The sequence below is a fragment of the Actinoplanes sp. NPDC048791 genome (assembly GCF_040650095.1).
Lineage (GTDB): Bacteria > Actinomycetota > Actinomycetes > Mycobacteriales > Micromonosporaceae > Actinoplanes.
This window is the reverse complement of record NZ_JBEZGQ010000116.1, coordinates 1-13,815: the sequence shown is the minus strand read 5'-3', so window position 1 is coordinate 13,815 and position 13,815 is coordinate 1. Positions and strand designations below refer to the sequence as shown.

The following is a 13,815-nucleotide window of genomic DNA, read 5'->3' as shown; positions in this document are numbered from 1 at the left end:
CCCACCCGGGACAGCGTCGATCGTGCCCGAGGTGGGCTTCAGCAGCCCGCCGAGCAGCAACGCCAGAGTGGACTTGCCGGCGCCGTTGGGGCCGGTCACCGCCAGCACCTCGCCCTCGTGGGCGGTCAGCGTGGTGGACGCGAGGCGGCTGCGCAGGGTGACGGCTTTCGCGCGTACCAGAGGGGCACCCGGACCGGAGACGGCCCGGCGGGGGGCGACCGGGTGACCCGGCACCCAGACCCCCTCCTCCGCCAGCCGGTCGCCGTGCGCGGCGAAGACCGCGTCCGGCGGGCCGTCGGCGCGGACCCCGCCGCCCGGTTCCAGCACGATCACCCGGTCGACGAGCGTGAGCGCCTCGGCGACCCGGTGCTCGTCGATGATCAGCGTGGTGTCGACCCCCAGCGCGGGGGCGACCGCGGCCCGGATCTGCGCCGCCCCGGCCGGGTCGAGGTTGGCGGTCGGCTCGTCGAGCAGCAGCAGGCCCGGGCGCAGCGCGAGGGTGCCGGCCAGCGCCAGGCGTTGCTGCTCACCACCGGACAACGCCGCGGTCGGCCGGTCCCGGCCGTAGCCGAAGCCGACCCGGTCCAGCGCCTCGTCGACGCGCGGCCAGATCTCGCCGGCCGGTACGCCCCGGTTCTCCAGCCCGAACGCCACGTCGTCGCCGCTGCGGGACATGACCAGCTGGGTCTGCGGGTCCTGGAAGACGATGCCGACCCGTTCGCGGGCCTTGCGCGGGTCGAGCCCGTCGATCTCGACCGTGCCCTCGGACTCGCCGGAGTCCTCGGGCAACAGCCCGGCCAGCGCGGCCAGCAGCGTGGACTTGCCGGCTCCGGACGGCCCGAGCAGCAGCACCCGCTCGCCGTGCGCGACACGCAGGTCGACCCCGCGCACCGCCCACGCCCTACGACCGGCGTGCCGCCACCCGAACCCCCGAAGGACCAGCTCGCCCATGACTAGGCCTCCTTTGTCATGCCCTCATGGCCCTCGCGGTCCCGGCCGTCGTCGGCCGCCGGCCGGCGACGCTCGGTGCAATCGGTCATGACTAGACGGCGGCGCGTTCGCGGCCGGAGGCGAAGCGGTCCAGCACGCCCGTCTGGGCCAGCGCCCGGACCAGGAAGATGCTGCCCAGGCCGGCCACCAGTACGGCGCTGACCGCGGTGATCGCGATGTACGGCAGCCGCAACGTCGCCCACGACGTCCCGCCGTACCAGACGAAAGCGTCGTAGACAGACGCGGCGATCCCCGCCGCGGCCGCCGCCATAGCCGCCACCGGCAGGTTCCAGACCCGGTACGCAAAAGCGGCGAAGACCAGCTCGGCCGCGGCCGCCTCGATCGGTCCCTGCAGCACCAGCGTCCAGCCCCAGCTGGTGCCGAGCGCGACGGACACCAGGGCGGCCAGGGTCAGCGTGTAGAAGGCGGCGCCCGGCTTGCGGATGACCAGGGCGCCCAGGACGGCCGGCACCAGCCAGACGCCGTACAGGATGGCCCGGCCGGGCAGCGGGATGGCGTCCGCCGGGCCGTTCCAGAGCAGGCCCCAGGCCCAGAAGATGACCCCGAACGCGACCGCGATGATCGAGGCGATGACGATGTCGATGGTGCGCCAACGGTGCTGCATGTGATGTGCCTCCCAGCTCGTACCGGGAGGAGACGCGACGCCGTGGCCGGGGACGTCTCCCGGACACGGCGCGGCTGGAGAAAGACCGAGCTCCCTGCGCTGGCATTACCCAGATCAGGTTCGAGGGTCTGCGGTGTCACCCGCACTCTCAGCGCTGTGCGCTCCCCTGTCGGATTGCATGTTCGTCGAACTACTTGTGTTTCGATGAACGCTAACACCGTACGGCTGTACGGGACAGCGTAGGAGGCGTCACATGCAGATCAAGGCCAGAGGTCTCACCTTCGACGTGTACGAGGGCGGCCCGGCCGACGGTGCACCGGTGCTCCTGCTGCACGGATTCCCGCAGGACCATCGCGAGTTCGACCTGATCCTGCCCCGGCTGCACGCGGCCGGGCTGCGGACGTACGCCCTCGATCAGCGCGGCTACTCACCCGGCGCGCGCCCCGCCGCGGTCGCCGACTACCGCCTCGACCAGCCGACCGCCGACGCGGTCGCGGTGCTGGACGAGCTCGGGATCGGTAAGGCGCACGTCATCGGCCACGACTGGGGTGCCCAGGTGGGCTGGCTGCTCGCCGCCCAGCACCCCGACCGGGTCAGCACCCTGACCGCGGTGTCCGTGCCGCACCCGCGCGGGCTCGGTGTCGCCCTGCACAACCAGCCGTCGCAGAAGCTGCGCTTCGCCTACATGGGGGTGTTCCGGTCGCGGGTCGCGGAGCGGCTGCTGCTCGGGGCCGGCGGTACGGCGCTGCGGCAGATGATGCGGCCGATCGGGGCCCGGGCCGGCCTCTACGCCACGGCCATGCGCGAGCCGGGCCGGCTCACCGGCGCGCTGAACTGGTACCGCGCCCTGTCCAGCGGTCAGCTCGCCAAGGTCGGCAAGGTCACCGTGCCGACCACGTACGTGTGGAGCGACGGCGATCCGGTCGTCGGCAAGCCGGCCGCGCTGGCCACCGCGACCTGGGTGGAGGCCGACTACCGGATGGTGACGTTGCGGGGGATCGGCCACTGGATCCCGGAGGAGGCGCCGCGCGCGCTGGCGGACGTGGCGCTGGCCCGCATCGGCGTTTGACGCCGTTCACGTTCGGGCAACCATCCGTCCACCGAGAAGGAGGTTCGATGGCCGCCGAGAAGCGACGGAGCAAGCACGAGACCGAGAAGCAGCGGTGGGACCGTAACTTCGCCGACCTGCTGCAGGAGCTGCGCGTGGCCCAGACGGGCGTGCAGATCCTCTTCGCGTTCCTGCTGACTCTGCCCTTCAGCAACGGCTTCCCGAAGACGACCGACTTCCAGAAGGACACCTACATCGTCGCGCTGCTGGCCGCCGCGGCCGCCACCGCGATGATCATCTCGCCGGTGGCGTTCCACCGGGCGCTGTTCCGCCAGGGCCGCAAGCCCGAGCTGGTCCGCTACGCGCACAAGATGGCCACCGGTGGCCTGGCGTTCATGCTGATCTCGATGGTCAGCAGCGTGCTGCTGATCACCGACTACCTGACCAACATCTGGGTCGCGCTGATCCTGACCGGCATCGCCGCGCTGTTCTTCCTGACCTTCTGGGCCGCCGTCCCGTGGACCCGCCGCAACTGGGTCGACGATGACGACGAGGAGTTCGCCGAGGACGCCGCCGAGCCTAACGAGGCTTCGCGGGCTTGAGCCCGAGGTCCTTGAGCTCGAGTGCGGCCAGCGCCTGCACCGCGGCGGCGTCGCCGTTGCGCCAGGACTGGGCGATGTCCGGGCCGAGCTTGGCCAGCTCGTTCAACGGCCGGCTGGCCAGGGCCCGCAACGCCAGCAGGTCCTGACCGGCCGGCTCGGTGCGCACCTGGGCGGCCACCGCGGCCCGGCGCATCCAGCGCAGCCGCTTCGGCAGCCACAGGAAGAGCACCAGCGCCAGCGGGACCGCGACGATCAGCAACGCCATGGTCAGCGCCAGATTGTCGACGACCTCCTGCTGCTGGCGGCCGGCCTCGGCGATCGACTTCGCGGCGTCGGCGGCACTGTTGAACGGCGCGGTGAGGTCGTCGCCGACCAGCGGCACCCGGCCCACCTTGCCGCCGATGTCGCCGAGGTTGCCGGCGATCCCGGTGCCCGCCTCCTGCAGTTTCTGGCCCGGCACACCGAGTTTCTCGACCATGTCGTTGACCCAGAGACCGGCCCGGATCCAGGCGTAGACCCAGAACACGACCAGGAGATCGGTCAGCAGCTGGCGGACGGCGGTGGGCAGCCGGTCGGCGTACATCTTCACGCGCGACAGCGTCCCACGCGCGGGCTAGGAACGCTTCGCCGCGCACTCCGGGCAGGTACCGAAGATCTCCATGGTGTGCGAGACGTCGACGAAGCCGTGCCGGCCGGCGACCTTGTCCGCCCAGGTCTCCACCGCCGGGCCCTCCACCTCGACGGCCCGCCCGCAGGACCGGCAGACCAGATGGTGGTGGTGGCCCTGGCTGCACCGGCGGTAGAGGTGCTCGCCGCCGGGCGGGCGCATCACGTCGATCTCGCCGGCGTCGGCCAGACCCTGCAGCGTGCGGTAGACCGTGGTCAGGCCGACCCGTTCACCCCGCTCACGCAGGATGGCGTGCAGCTCCTGGGCGCTGTTGAAGCCCTCGGCATCGGCGAGAACGGCGCTGACCGCACTGCGCTGCTTGGTGTTCCGGACAACAGTGCTGTCCTCAGTCATGCTGCGCCTCCTTCGTCATGCTCTCCTGGCCCTCGCGGCTCAGGGCCGCGGCGCGGCGCGGCCAGGCGTCGCTCGGTGCAGTCGATCATGACCCCTCCCGCGCGTGGCTGACGGCATCGGCGACGATGTGGGCGACGTGTTCGTCCACGAGTGAGTATGCGATCTCGCGGCCCCGCCGTGCACCCCGCACCACGCCGGCGCCCCGCAACACCCGCAGGTGCTGCGAGACCAGCGGCTGCGGCGCGCCCAGCTTCTCCACCAGCTCGTGCACGCAGCGTTCGCCGGCGCCGAGCTCCGCGACGATCGCCACCCGGATCGGTGCCGACAGCGCGCGCAGCAGCTCACCGGCCGCCTCGTACGCCTCGTAGCCGCTCGTCGGCACAGGTGCCACGTTACTGCTCATCGGGCCTCCGCCTGCAGCACGACCTCGGGTGGTTCCAGCTGGGCCGTGGCGTGCGGCCGGCCCGGGGCCGAACGCCGGCGCAGCACCCGCCAGGCCCCGGCGCCGACGGTCACGGCGACGAAGGCGGCGATGGCCAGGATGACGATCGTGGCGCCCGGTGCGGTGTCCACCTCGCCGGCCAGCCAGACCCCCGCGGCGGCCGAGCCCACCCCGATCACCATGGCCGCGGCCATCGTGCTGCGGAACCCGCGGGTGACCTGCTGGGCCGCCGCGACCGGCACCACCATCAGCGCGCTGACCAGCAACAGGCCGACGGTCCGCATGGCGATCGTGACGGTCACCGCGGTGGTCACGGCCATCAGCAGATTGAGCGTACGCACGGGCAGCCCGGACACCCGGGCGTACTCCTCGTCGTTGCAGACCGCGAACAGCGCCTGCCGCAGCCCCAGCATCGCGACCAGCACCGCGACGCCGAGAACCGCGATGACGATCAGGTCCTGCCGCGACGTGGTGGTCAGCGAGCCGAAGAGGAACTGCATCAGGTTGGCGTTGCTGCTGTCCTCGGAGAGCCCGACCAGCACCACCCCGCCCGCGATGCCGCCGTAGAAGAGCAGGGCCAGGGCCAGGTCACCGGAGGTACGGCCCCGCTCGCGGACCAGCTCCACCCCGATCGCCCCGATGACCGAGACGACCACCGCGGTGAGCACGGGGGACTGGTTCAGCAACAGCCCGACGCCGACACCGGTGAGCGCCACGTGCCCGATGCCGTCACCGATGAGCGACAGCCGCCGCTGCACCAGATAGATGCCCAGCGCGGGGGCGATCAGGCCGATGATCAGCGCGCCCAGCAGGGCACGGATCATGAAGTCGTACGCGAAAAGGTCCATCAGCTCGCCGGCAATCGGTCGGTGGGGGCCACGCAGATCCGGGCCCGTTCGGCCTCGGCGTGCGGGTGGACGTGGTCGTGGCCGGGCTCGGCGTGGTGGCCGGCCGGCTCGGGCACCGCACCCTCGTACGCGATCCGCCCGTGGTGCACCACGACGGCCTTGTCGATGAGCGGCTCGATCGGCCCGAGCTCGTGCGCGACCAGCAGGATGGTCCCGCCGGCCGCGGCGAAGCGGCGCAGCGCCGCGGCGAAGGCGTCCTGGCTGGCCGCGTCGACGCCGGCCGTGGGCTCGTCGAGGATCAGCAGGTCCGGCCGTCCGGCCAGGGCCCGCGCGATCAGGGTGCGTTGCTGCTGGCCGCCGGAGAGGGTGCTGACCGGGTCGGCGATCCGGTCCAGCAGGCCGACGTCGGTCAGCGCGGCCCGGACGGCCTCACGGTCGGCGGCCCCGGACGGCCGGAAGATGCCCCGGCGGGCCAGCCGTCCCGACGCCACGACCTCGCCGACGGTCGCGGGCACGCCGCTGCCGGCGCCCATCCGCTGCGGGACGTAGCCGATCCGCTCCCACTGCCGGAACCGGCGCTGCGGGGTGCCGAACAGGGTGACCGTCCCGGCCTCCAGCGGCACCAGCCCGAGGATGGTGCGGATCAGGGTGGACTTGCCGGAGCCGTTGGCGCCCAGGATCGCGACGACCTGGCCGGGCTGCACGTCCAGATCGATGTCCTGCAGCACGGCCCGGCCGCCGTACGAGACGGCGGCGTGCGAGACGGTGACGACGCTCATGACGGGCATCCCAGGGCGGTGGTCAGGGCGGTCAGGTTGCTGCGCATGACGGAGAAGTAGTCCGTATCCGGCTCGGTGAGCCCTTCGAGGGGATCGAGGACGGCGGTCCGCGCGCCGACCTCCCGGGCGATGGTCTCGGCGACCTTCGGGCTCACCAGGGTCTCGAAGAAGATCGTGGTGGTGCCGGTGGCCCTGGCCTGCTCGGCCACCTCGGCGAGGCGCTGCGGCGACGGCTCGGACTCGGGCGAGATGCCGGTGATGCCGATCTCGGTGAGCCCGTAGCGGTCGGCGAGGTAGTGGAACGCGGTGTGGCTGGTGACGACCTCACGGCGGGCACAGCTCTTCAGGGCGGTCGCGTATTCCGCGTCCAGCGCGGTCAGCTCGCGGTGCAGCGTGGCGGCCCGCTCGGTGTAGCCCGCCGCCCGGGCCGGGTCGACCTGGCCCAGGCGCTGCGCGAGCTTGCCGGCGATCGCGGCGAAGCGCACCGGATCCAGCCAGACGTGCGGGTCGGTCGAGCCCTCGGCGTGCTCGGGCTCACCCGGGACGTGCTCTTCCTCGTGCTCGGCGGCGGGCAGCAGCTGCACCGCGGTGCCCACGTCGAGGGCCTTGTCCTTGGCCTCCTGCTTGACGGCCTCGTCGACGGCCGGCTGGAAGCCCTTGAGGTAGACGACGAGTCCGGCGTCGCTGATCGCGGCGACCTGGCGGGTGTTGAGCTCGACGTCGTGCGGCTCGGCGCCCGGCTTGGTCAGCTGGCTGACCGCGACCGCGTCCGCGCCGATGCGCTCACTGAGGAACTGCAGCGGGTAGAAGGCGGTCACCACGTCCAGACGCCCGTCGGTGCCGAAGCCGCTCGCCTTGTCGGCGCAGCCCGCGCCGGCGGCCACCAGCAGAGCGGCGGCGGCGGTGGCGAGCAGGCGGCGGCGCATCATGCCATCTACTGTGCGCCGTATTGGTAATGATTGTCAAAAGCGCATGTGTCAGATGACCTTGGCGACGACGGCGGCGAACAGCAGCACCAGCATCGTCACCCGTACGGCGCGTACCGGCCCAGACTGCACCGGCCAGGTCGTGAAGGTCAGCGCCACCAGGGCCGCGCCCAGCAGGAACAGCAGCGCGGCGCCGATGATCCCGGGCAGGAACAGGCCGGCCAGCAGCACGGCCAGGGCCGCCAGGAAGGCCGTCGTCGGGTTGACCCGGGCCAGCCGGCGCAGCAGGTTGTCGGACGGAGGTGGTGTCACGTCGGCCGTACTCCTTCGGTGCGTAGGCTCAGCCCATGCTGGTGCTCAACCGCTTCATCGTCCCGGGCGACACGCAGGACTCGTTCACCGAACGGGCGCACGCCGCCCTCGCCGCCCTCGCGGAACGGCCCGGTTATCTCTCCGGCCGGCTCACCCGCGCACTGGACGACCCCGCCTACTGGACCCTGGTCACCGAATGGGAGTCCGTGGGAGCCTACCGGCGCGCCCTCGGCGGCTTCGACGTGAAGGTGCACGCCACCCCGCTGCTGTCCGAGTCGCTGGACGAGCCGTCGGCCTTCGAGACCCTCGCCTCGGCCGAGCCCGGGGCCGCGGTCGTGGTCGTGGCCAGCGACCGGGCCACCGAGCCCTGGCGCTGAGCCGTACGCTTGATCCCATGACCCTTCTCGGGCAGCAGCCGCCACCGCCGCCGCAGGGCCCGGGCGTGTTCCCGCCCTTCCCCGCCCCGCCCGTCGAGGGCCGGGGCCGGCGCGTCGGCGTGGCGCTCGGCCTGGGCGCGGGTGTGCTCGTGCTCGTCTGCGGCGCCGGCGTGGCCGCCGCCGTCGGCCTGACCCGGGTGATGAGCAGCGCGCTCAACGAGCAGGCCGACGTGGTCGTGGGCGACTACCTCGAGGCGCTGCGCGACCGCGAATGGTCGCAGGCCTACGACCAGCTCTGCCCGCAGGCCAAGGAGCAGGAGACCGAGGCCCAGTTCACCAGCCGGGTCTCCACCGGGGAGCCGATCACCGCCTGGGACGTCGGCAACGTCGAGCTGGTCCAGCTCTCCGCGCCGGTCACGGTCACCTACTCCGACGGCGACCGCGCCGACCTGCGCGCCTACCTCGGGCAGAACCGCCAGACGGGCGGCTTCGAGGTGTGCCGCGTCGAGGAGTAATCTCCTCATTTTGTCCGATCCCGACGTCCCCGCCGACAACCAGCCGGCGTAGGAGGAACATGCCCGCCGATCGTATCGACGCCGTCGTCAGCCTGGCCAAGCGCCGGGGATTCGTCTTCCCCTCCAGCGAGATCTACGGAGGCACCCGCTCGGCGTGGGACTACGGTCCGCTCGGTGTCGCGCTGAAGGAGAACGTCCGCCAGCAGTGGTGGAAGACGATGGTCCAGCAGCGCGACGACATCGTCGGCCTCGACTCCGCCGTCATCCTGGCCCGCGACGTGTGGGCCGCCTCCGGCCACCTGGAAGCGTTCGTCGACCCGCTGACCGAGTGCCAGTCGTGCCACAAGCGGTTCCGCGCCGACCACCTCGAGGAGGCGTACGAGCACAAGCACGGCACGCCGCCCTCCTCGCTGCAGGAGCTCAACTGCCCCAACTGCGGCAACAAGGGCACCTTCACCGAGCCGAAGATGTTCAACGGCCTGATGAAGACGTACCTGGGCCCGACCGAGAGCGCCGAGGGCCTGCACTACCTGCGCCCAGAGACCGCCCAGGGCATCTTCGTCAACTACAACAACGTGGCCACCGCCGCCCGCAAGAAGCCGCCGTTCGGCATCGCGCAGGTCGGCAAGTCGTTCCGCAACGAGATCACCCCGGGCAACTTCATCTTCCGGACCCGCGAGTTCGAGCAGATGGAGATGGAGTTCTTCGTCCCGCCGGGCTCCGACGAGGAATGGCACGAGTACTGGCTGCAGCAGCGCTGGAACTGGTACCGCGATCTCGGCCTGTCCGAGAGCAACCTGCGCTTCTTCGAGCACCCGAAGGAGAAGCTCTCGCACTACTCCAAGCGCACGGTCGACATCGAGTACCGCTTCCAGTTCGGCGGCACCGACTTCGCCGAGCTCGAGGGCATCGCCAACCGTACGGACTTCGACCTGACCACCCACTCCAAGCACTCCGGGGTGGACCTGAGCTTCTTCGACCAGGAGAAGCAGGAGCGCTGGGTGCCGTACGTGATCGAGCCCGCGGCCGGCCTGACCCGCGCGGTGCTGGCCTTCCTGCTCGAGGCGTACGACGAGGACGAGGCCCCCAACACCAAGGGCGGCGTCGACAAGCGCACGGTCATGCGCTTCGACCCGCGGCTCGCGCCGATCAAGGTGGCGGTGCTGCCGCTGTCGCGCAACCCGGAGCTGTCGCCCAAGGCCCGCGGCCTGGCCGACCTGCTGCGCAAGCGCTGGATGGTCGAGTTCGACGACTCCCAGGCGATCGGCCGCCGCTACCGGCGCCAGGACGAGATCGGCACGCCGTTCTGCGTCACGGTCGACTTCGACACCCTCACCGACGACGCGGTGACGGTCCGCGACCGCGACACGATGAAGCAGGAGCGGGTCGCCCTGGACCAGATCGAGCGCTACCTGATCGAGCGCCTCCCGGGTTGTTGAGCTGAGCTGCTGGCCGCGCCTCCGGTTCGCGGGGGCGCGGTCAGAACTCGAAGCCGCCCGGTCGGTTGTTGCGGTCGGCGATCAAGCCGGCCAGGGTGGCCACGGCGATCTCGGCCGGGGTACGGCTGCCGATGTTCAACCCGATCGGGCGGTGCACCCGGGCGATGTCCTCGTCGCCGACGCCCAGCTCCCTGAGCGCGGCGATGTGCGGGCCCTCGTGCTTGGGGTTGCCCATGATGCCCACCCAGCGCACCTCGCCGGCCAGCACCTCCTTGAGCACGGCGCCGATCTCCGGCCGGTGGTGGTCGGTCAGCACCACGTCGGTGTGCTCGTCGATGCCGGCCCCGGCCGGATCGGCCACGTACGTGTCGCCGTGCGGCCGGGGCGGGCCGAGCAGCCGGGTCGGGTCCGGCTCGACCAGGATCGACTGGAACCCCAGCTCGATGCCGAACCGCAGCAGCACCTCGGCGACCGGCGAGGAGAAGACGGCAACCAGCCGCCGGGGACTCTGTTCCGCATCCACGTTTTGACTCTGCCAGATGCTCGTGTGCCATGCTCGACGGCGTGACTCTTGCTCTTTCCGCCGCTCCGTTGACCCTGGGCAAGCACCAGGTGTGGCCGCCCGTTGTGCTCGCGCCGATGGCCGGCATCACCAATGTCGCGTTCCGCAAGCTCTGCCGCGAGCAGGGCGGCGGCGTCTACGTCTGCGAGATGATCACCACCCGGGCCCTGGTCGAGCGGATCCCCAAGACGCTCAAGATGATCGCCTTCGGCCCGGACGAGGACTTCCGCAGCCTGCAGCTCTACGGCGTGGACCCGGACGTGACCGCCGCAGCCGTGCGGATGGTCGCCGAGGAGGGCCTGGCCGACCACATCGACCTCAACTTCGGCTGCCCGGTGCCCAAGGTCACCCGCCGCGGCGGCGGCAGCGCCCTGCCCTGGCGGCGCAAGCTGTTCGGCCGGCTGGTCAAGCAGGCGGTCGACGCGGCGGCCCCGGCGGGCATCCCGCTGACGATCAAGATGCGCAAGGGCATCGACGAGGACCACCTGACCTACGTCGAGGCCGGGCTGATCGCGCAGGAGGCCGGGGTCGCGGCGGTCGCGCTGCACGCCCGTACGGCGGAGCAGCGCTACTCGGGCACCGCCGACTGGGACGCGATCGCCACCCTCAAGCAGGCCCTGGACGTGCCGGTGCTGGGCAACGGCGACATCTGGGAGGCCTCGGACGCGATCCGGATGGTCGAGCAGACCGGCGTCGACGGCGTGGTCGTGGGCCGCGGCTGCCTGGGCCGGCCGTGGCTGTTCAAGGACCTCCAGGCGGCGTTCAACGGTGAGGTGTCCCAGGAGCTGCCGAAGCTGGGCGAGGTCGCGGCGATCATGTCCCGGCACGCGCACCTGCTGGTCGAGGCCCTGGAGGACGAGCGGCACGGCTGCGCGGACTTCCGCAAGCACGTGGCCTGGTATCTGAAGGGCTTCCCGGTCGGCGGGGACCTGCGCCGCTCGCTGGCGATGGTCAAGTCGCTGGCGGAGCTCGACGACCTGCTGGCCAAGCTCGACCACGAGGAGCCGTTCCCCCGGGAGTCGCTGGGCCAGCCCCGCGGCCGCATCAACGCCCCCGGCAAGGTCTCGCTGCCGTACGGCTGGCTGGACAGCCGCGACGACGACACCGTCCCGGAAGGCGCCGAGATGGAGAACAGCGGCGGCTGACGCTCACCCGTGGTGGCAGACGGCCTCGAGGTTGATACCGTGCGGATCGAGCACAAAACCGCCGTAGTAGCCGGCGTGGTATTCGGGACGCACCCCGGGCGCCAGCAGCGATGACGCGCCGGCGGCGAGAGCCGCCCGGTAGAACGTGGACACGTCCTCGCGGCTGTCGACGGTGAAGGCCAGGTGCATGTTCGTCCCGACCGTGCCACCGTCGATGAGCCAAAAGTACGGCTTGACGTCGGCCAGCCCGAAGCCCGTCATGGCGGTCGGCTGGTTCGGCGTCGCGTTCGGCGGGATCTCCAGCATCTTGGTGATGCCGATGCTGGCCAGCACAGGCTCGTAGAAAGCCACGGCCGCGGCCAGGTCGGGCACGGCGAGGTTGAGATGGTCGATGCGGGATCCGGATCGGTTCATGACCGCATCGTGGCAGCGATAGCGGACACCGGGTGACCGTAACCGCCCGCCGAGCGGTGGCCCAGGGTGCAGCCCGGAACGCCCGAATGGCTGATTCCGGGCCGGAACCGGACGCCCAGACTGTGCGAGTGAAAAATCAGACCTGGACCCGGCTCGGCACCGCGCAGAAGGCCGGCGTCATCGTCGCGGCCGTGGTGGTGCCCGTGGCCGGCGTACTGGCGGTGATCGGTGCCGTCGGCGGCGACTCCTCCGCGCCCGCGGCCAACCCGGAGCGGCAGCCGGCCGCCTCCGCCACGGCGGTCGCGTCGGCGTCGGCACCCGCCCCGGTGGCCGGGAAGTCGCCCGGGGTCCGCAAGCGCACGATCACCGAGACCGAGCCGATCGCCTTCAAGTCGCGCACGGTCAAGGACAACTGGCTGCCCAAGGGCACCCGCGAGCCGCGCACCGCCGGCATCGACGGGGTACGGACCAAGACGTACGAGGTGACCTTGGTCGACGGCCGCGAGACCAAGCGCAAGCTGCTCAAGTCCGAGGTGACCCGCGAGCCGGTGCCCGAGGTGGTCGCGATCGGCACCAACACCGGCCCGGACGACAACGTCAACGGCTGACCGCCGCCCGGCACGACGAACGGGGAGGACGCCCAGCGCCCTCCCCACGTCGATTCAGGGCTCAGACGTCGAGGTCGTTCTCGATGCGCTTGAGCTGGTGGCGGGCCATCGCCAGGTTGGAGCGGTCCCGGCGCAGCGCCACGTACAGGAACAGGCCCTTGCCCGAGCGGCTGGTCAGCGGCCGGATCAGGTGGTACTGGCTGTCCAGCGTGATGAGGATGTCCTCGATCTTCTCGGTGATGTTGAGCATCTCCATCGCCCGCAGCTTGGCCCGGACCACGTCGGTGTTGCCGGCCGCCGCGACCGTCAGGTCGAGTTCCTTGCCGCCGCCGACAGTGCCCAGGGCCATGCCGCTGGTGTGGTCGACCAGCGCGACACCGACGGCGCCGTCGATGTCCATGATCTCTTTCAGTGCGGTTTCCATGTCAGCCATGAGATTGGTTCCTCTTTCGTAAAGGGTGGGTCAGCCGGCTTGCCGGCCGCGGAAGGTGCTCTGCAGGGTGGCCATCGGCGTACGCCGGGCCAGCGGTGTGGACGGCCCCATCTGCGTCGGGATCTCGGGGCGGTGCGGCGCCGGCGCCTCCAGGACGAGGATGTTCACCAGCCGCCGTACGGCCCGGCGGGCCTCGAGGTGCACCATGGCCAGGTTGGCGTTCCCGGTCGTGACCAGGGTCAGCAGGGCGTTCGGGCCCGCGGTGTACGAGGTGATGTAGCCGCCGTCGCACTCCACCACCGACTCGCGCAGCTCACCGTGGTTGACGGCGTGCGCGAAGCGCCGGGCGAGGGCCAGGTGGGCGGCGGCCAGGGCGGCGAGGCTGTCCGGTTCGATGCCGTGCGCGTCGTGCGCGACCACCATCCCGTCGGCGGTGGCGAGGACACTGCCGGAGAGCTCAGGCACCCGGGAGCGCAGATTGCCGAGTTCCGTCAGTACCGCCGGATCCACCGTCATCCTGGGTCTCTCCTTCCTGGTCGGGCCGCACCGGTGGGGGAGGGGCCCGGGTCATCGCAGGGCTCGCAGCGCGGTGCGGATCCGTTTCAGCAGCACCTCGTCGGTGCCGGTGTGCAGCTGGCCGGTGTCCGCGGCGACGTCTTTGGGCAGCTTCGCCCCGGGCTTGCGGCGGGCCAGCCGCGGTGGCCGGTCCGCTCCGGGCGTCGTGGCCGG

The 13,815-nt window shown here is 71.5% G+C and carries 20 protein-coding genes and 1 riboswitch; of the genes, 7 read left to right on the top strand and 13 right to left on the bottom strand.

The annotated features are described in order from the left end of the window. The coding region (locus AB0C29_RS11895; RefSeq protein ID WP_360818851.1) for an ATP-binding cassette domain-containing protein at nt 1-951 on the bottom strand (951 nt) is incomplete at its 3' end. Between the two features lie 91 nt (nt 952-1,042). After that, nucleotides 1,043-1,615: an ECF transporter S component gene (locus tag AB0C29_RS11890; RefSeq protein ID WP_360818848.1), complete on the bottom strand. Its 573-nt coding sequence runs from the start codon at nt 1,613-1,615 to the stop codon at nt 1,043-1,045. 73 nt (nt 1,616-1,688) lie between these two features. Next, a riboswitch (TPP riboswitch) is annotated at nt 1,689-1,793 on the bottom strand. Nucleotides 1,794-1,868: 75 nt separating this feature from the next. Here AB0C29_RS11890 and AB0C29_RS11885 point away from each other — a divergent pair. Both AB0C29_RS11885 and AB0C29_RS11880 read left to right on the top strand, forming a co-directional pair. Then, nucleotides 1,869-2,684 (top strand): alpha/beta fold hydrolase, encoded by an 816-nt coding sequence (locus tag AB0C29_RS11885; RefSeq protein ID WP_360818845.1) that lies wholly within the window; start codon nt 1,869-1,871, stop codon nt 2,682-2,684. A gap of 47 nt (nt 2,685-2,731) precedes the next feature. Beyond that, nucleotides 2,732-3,265 carry a DUF6328 family protein gene (locus AB0C29_RS11880; RefSeq protein WP_360818842.1) on the top strand — a complete coding sequence of 178 codons (534 nt, stop codon included), beginning with the start codon at nt 2,732-2,734 and terminating at the stop codon, nt 3,263-3,265. On the opposite strand, the gene AB0C29_RS11875 is transcribed toward AB0C29_RS11880, so the two are convergent. The 7 genes from AB0C29_RS11875 to AB0C29_RS11845 form a co-directional block, all read right to left on the bottom strand. After that, on the bottom strand, nt 3,243-3,848 hold the full coding sequence (locus AB0C29_RS11875) for a hypothetical protein (RefSeq protein WP_360818857.1): 606 nt from the start codon (nt 3,846-3,848) through the stop codon (nt 3,243-3,245). The genes AB0C29_RS11880 and AB0C29_RS11875 overlap by 23 nt on opposite strands. 30 nt (nt 3,849-3,878) lie before the next feature. Further along, nucleotides 3,879-4,286 carry a Fur family transcriptional regulator gene (locus tag AB0C29_RS11870; RefSeq protein WP_360818839.1) on the bottom strand — a complete coding sequence of 136 codons (408 nt, stop codon included), beginning with the start codon at nt 4,284-4,286 and terminating at the stop codon, nt 3,879-3,881. An 85-nt stretch (nt 4,287-4,371) separates the two neighbouring features. Further along, complete coding sequence (locus AB0C29_RS11865) at nt 4,372-4,689, bottom strand: metalloregulator ArsR/SmtB family transcription factor (RefSeq protein ID WP_360548771.1); 318 nt, start codon at nt 4,687-4,689, stop codon at nt 4,372-4,374. Further along, on the bottom strand, nt 4,686-5,576 hold the full coding sequence (locus tag AB0C29_RS11860) for a metal ABC transporter permease (RefSeq protein ID WP_360818836.1): 891 nt from the start codon (nt 5,574-5,576) through the stop codon (nt 4,686-4,688). The genes AB0C29_RS11865 and AB0C29_RS11860 overlap by 4 nt, the downstream gene beginning before the upstream one ends. Then, entirely contained in the window at nt 5,576-6,355 is a 780-nt protein-coding gene (locus AB0C29_RS11855) for a metal ABC transporter ATP-binding protein (protein WP_360818833.1), read from the bottom strand. Before AB0C29_RS11855 ends, AB0C29_RS11860 begins: the two co-directional genes overlap by 1 nt. Then, on the bottom strand, nt 6,352-7,281 hold the full coding sequence (locus AB0C29_RS11850; protein ID WP_360818854.1) for a metal ABC transporter substrate-binding protein: 930 nt from the start codon (nt 7,279-7,281) through the stop codon (nt 6,352-6,354). The genes AB0C29_RS11855 and AB0C29_RS11850 overlap by 4 nt, the downstream gene beginning before the upstream one ends. Before the next feature lie 51 nt (nt 7,282-7,332). Beyond that, the gene (locus AB0C29_RS11845) at nt 7,333-7,593 is read right to left on the bottom strand and encodes a DUF6703 family protein (protein ID WP_360548767.1); all 261 of its coding nucleotides are present in this window, start codon (nt 7,591-7,593) and stop codon (nt 7,333-7,335) included. A gap of 35 nt (nt 7,594-7,628) precedes the next feature. Between AB0C29_RS11845 and AB0C29_RS11840 the strand changes: the two genes are divergently transcribed. Genes AB0C29_RS11840 through AB0C29_RS11830 form a run of 3 tightly spaced genes read left to right on the top strand, consistent with a single transcriptional unit; the run spans nt 7,629 to nt 9,924 of the window. Beyond that, nucleotides 7,629-7,970 carry an antibiotic biosynthesis monooxygenase gene (locus tag AB0C29_RS11840; protein WP_360818830.1) on the top strand — a complete coding sequence of 114 codons (342 nt, stop codon included), beginning with the start codon at nt 7,629-7,631 and terminating at the stop codon, nt 7,968-7,970. Nucleotides 7,971-7,987: 17 nt separating this feature from the next. Then, complete coding sequence (locus AB0C29_RS11835) at nt 7,988-8,485, top strand: hypothetical protein (RefSeq protein ID WP_360548763.1); 498 nt, start codon at nt 7,988-7,990, stop codon at nt 8,483-8,485. Between the two features lie 59 nt (nt 8,486-8,544). Further along, the gene (locus AB0C29_RS11830; protein ID WP_360548761.1) at nt 8,545-9,924 is read left to right on the top strand and encodes a glycine--tRNA ligase; all 1,380 of its coding nucleotides are present in this window, start codon (nt 8,545-8,547) and stop codon (nt 9,922-9,924) included. 40 nt (nt 9,925-9,964) lie between these two features. On the opposite strand, the gene AB0C29_RS11825 is transcribed toward AB0C29_RS11830, so the two are convergent. Next, nucleotides 9,965-10,447: an XdhC family protein gene (locus AB0C29_RS11825; RefSeq protein ID WP_360818827.1), complete on the bottom strand. Its 483-nt coding sequence runs from the start codon at nt 10,445-10,447 to the stop codon at nt 9,965-9,967. Between the two features lie 41 nt (nt 10,448-10,488). On the opposite strand from AB0C29_RS11825, the gene dusB reads away from it, so the two are divergent. Further along, complete coding sequence (dusB, locus tag AB0C29_RS11820) at nt 10,489-11,631, top strand: tRNA dihydrouridine synthase DusB (protein ID WP_360818824.1); 1,143 nt, start codon at nt 10,489-10,491, stop codon at nt 11,629-11,631. Nucleotides 11,632-11,634: 3 nt separating this feature from the next. On the opposite strand, the gene AB0C29_RS11815 is transcribed toward dusB, so the two are convergent. Continuing rightward, the gene (locus tag AB0C29_RS11815) at nt 11,635-12,045 is read right to left on the bottom strand and encodes a VOC family protein (RefSeq protein ID WP_360818821.1); all 411 of its coding nucleotides are present in this window, start codon (nt 12,043-12,045) and stop codon (nt 11,635-11,637) included. 128 nt (nt 12,046-12,173) lie between these two features. Here AB0C29_RS11815 and AB0C29_RS11810 point away from each other — a divergent pair, with 128 nt between their 5' ends. Continuing rightward, nucleotides 12,174-12,653, top strand: coding sequence for a G5 domain-containing protein (locus tag AB0C29_RS11810; RefSeq protein ID WP_360818818.1), 480 nt, complete (start codon nt 12,174-12,176; stop codon nt 12,651-12,653). 61 nt (nt 12,654-12,714) lie between these two features. Here the strand turns inward: AB0C29_RS11810 and AB0C29_RS11805 are convergent, their stop codons facing one another. Beyond that, nucleotides 12,715-13,086: a hypothetical protein gene (locus AB0C29_RS11805; protein ID WP_360548746.1), complete on the bottom strand. Its 372-nt coding sequence runs from the start codon at nt 13,084-13,086 to the stop codon at nt 12,715-12,717. Nucleotides 13,087-13,116: 30 nt separating this feature from the next. Next, entirely contained in the window at nt 13,117-13,602 is a 486-nt protein-coding gene (locus AB0C29_RS11800; protein WP_360818815.1) for a roadblock/LC7 domain-containing protein, read from the bottom strand. Nucleotides 13,603-13,815 lie beyond the last annotated feature (213 nt).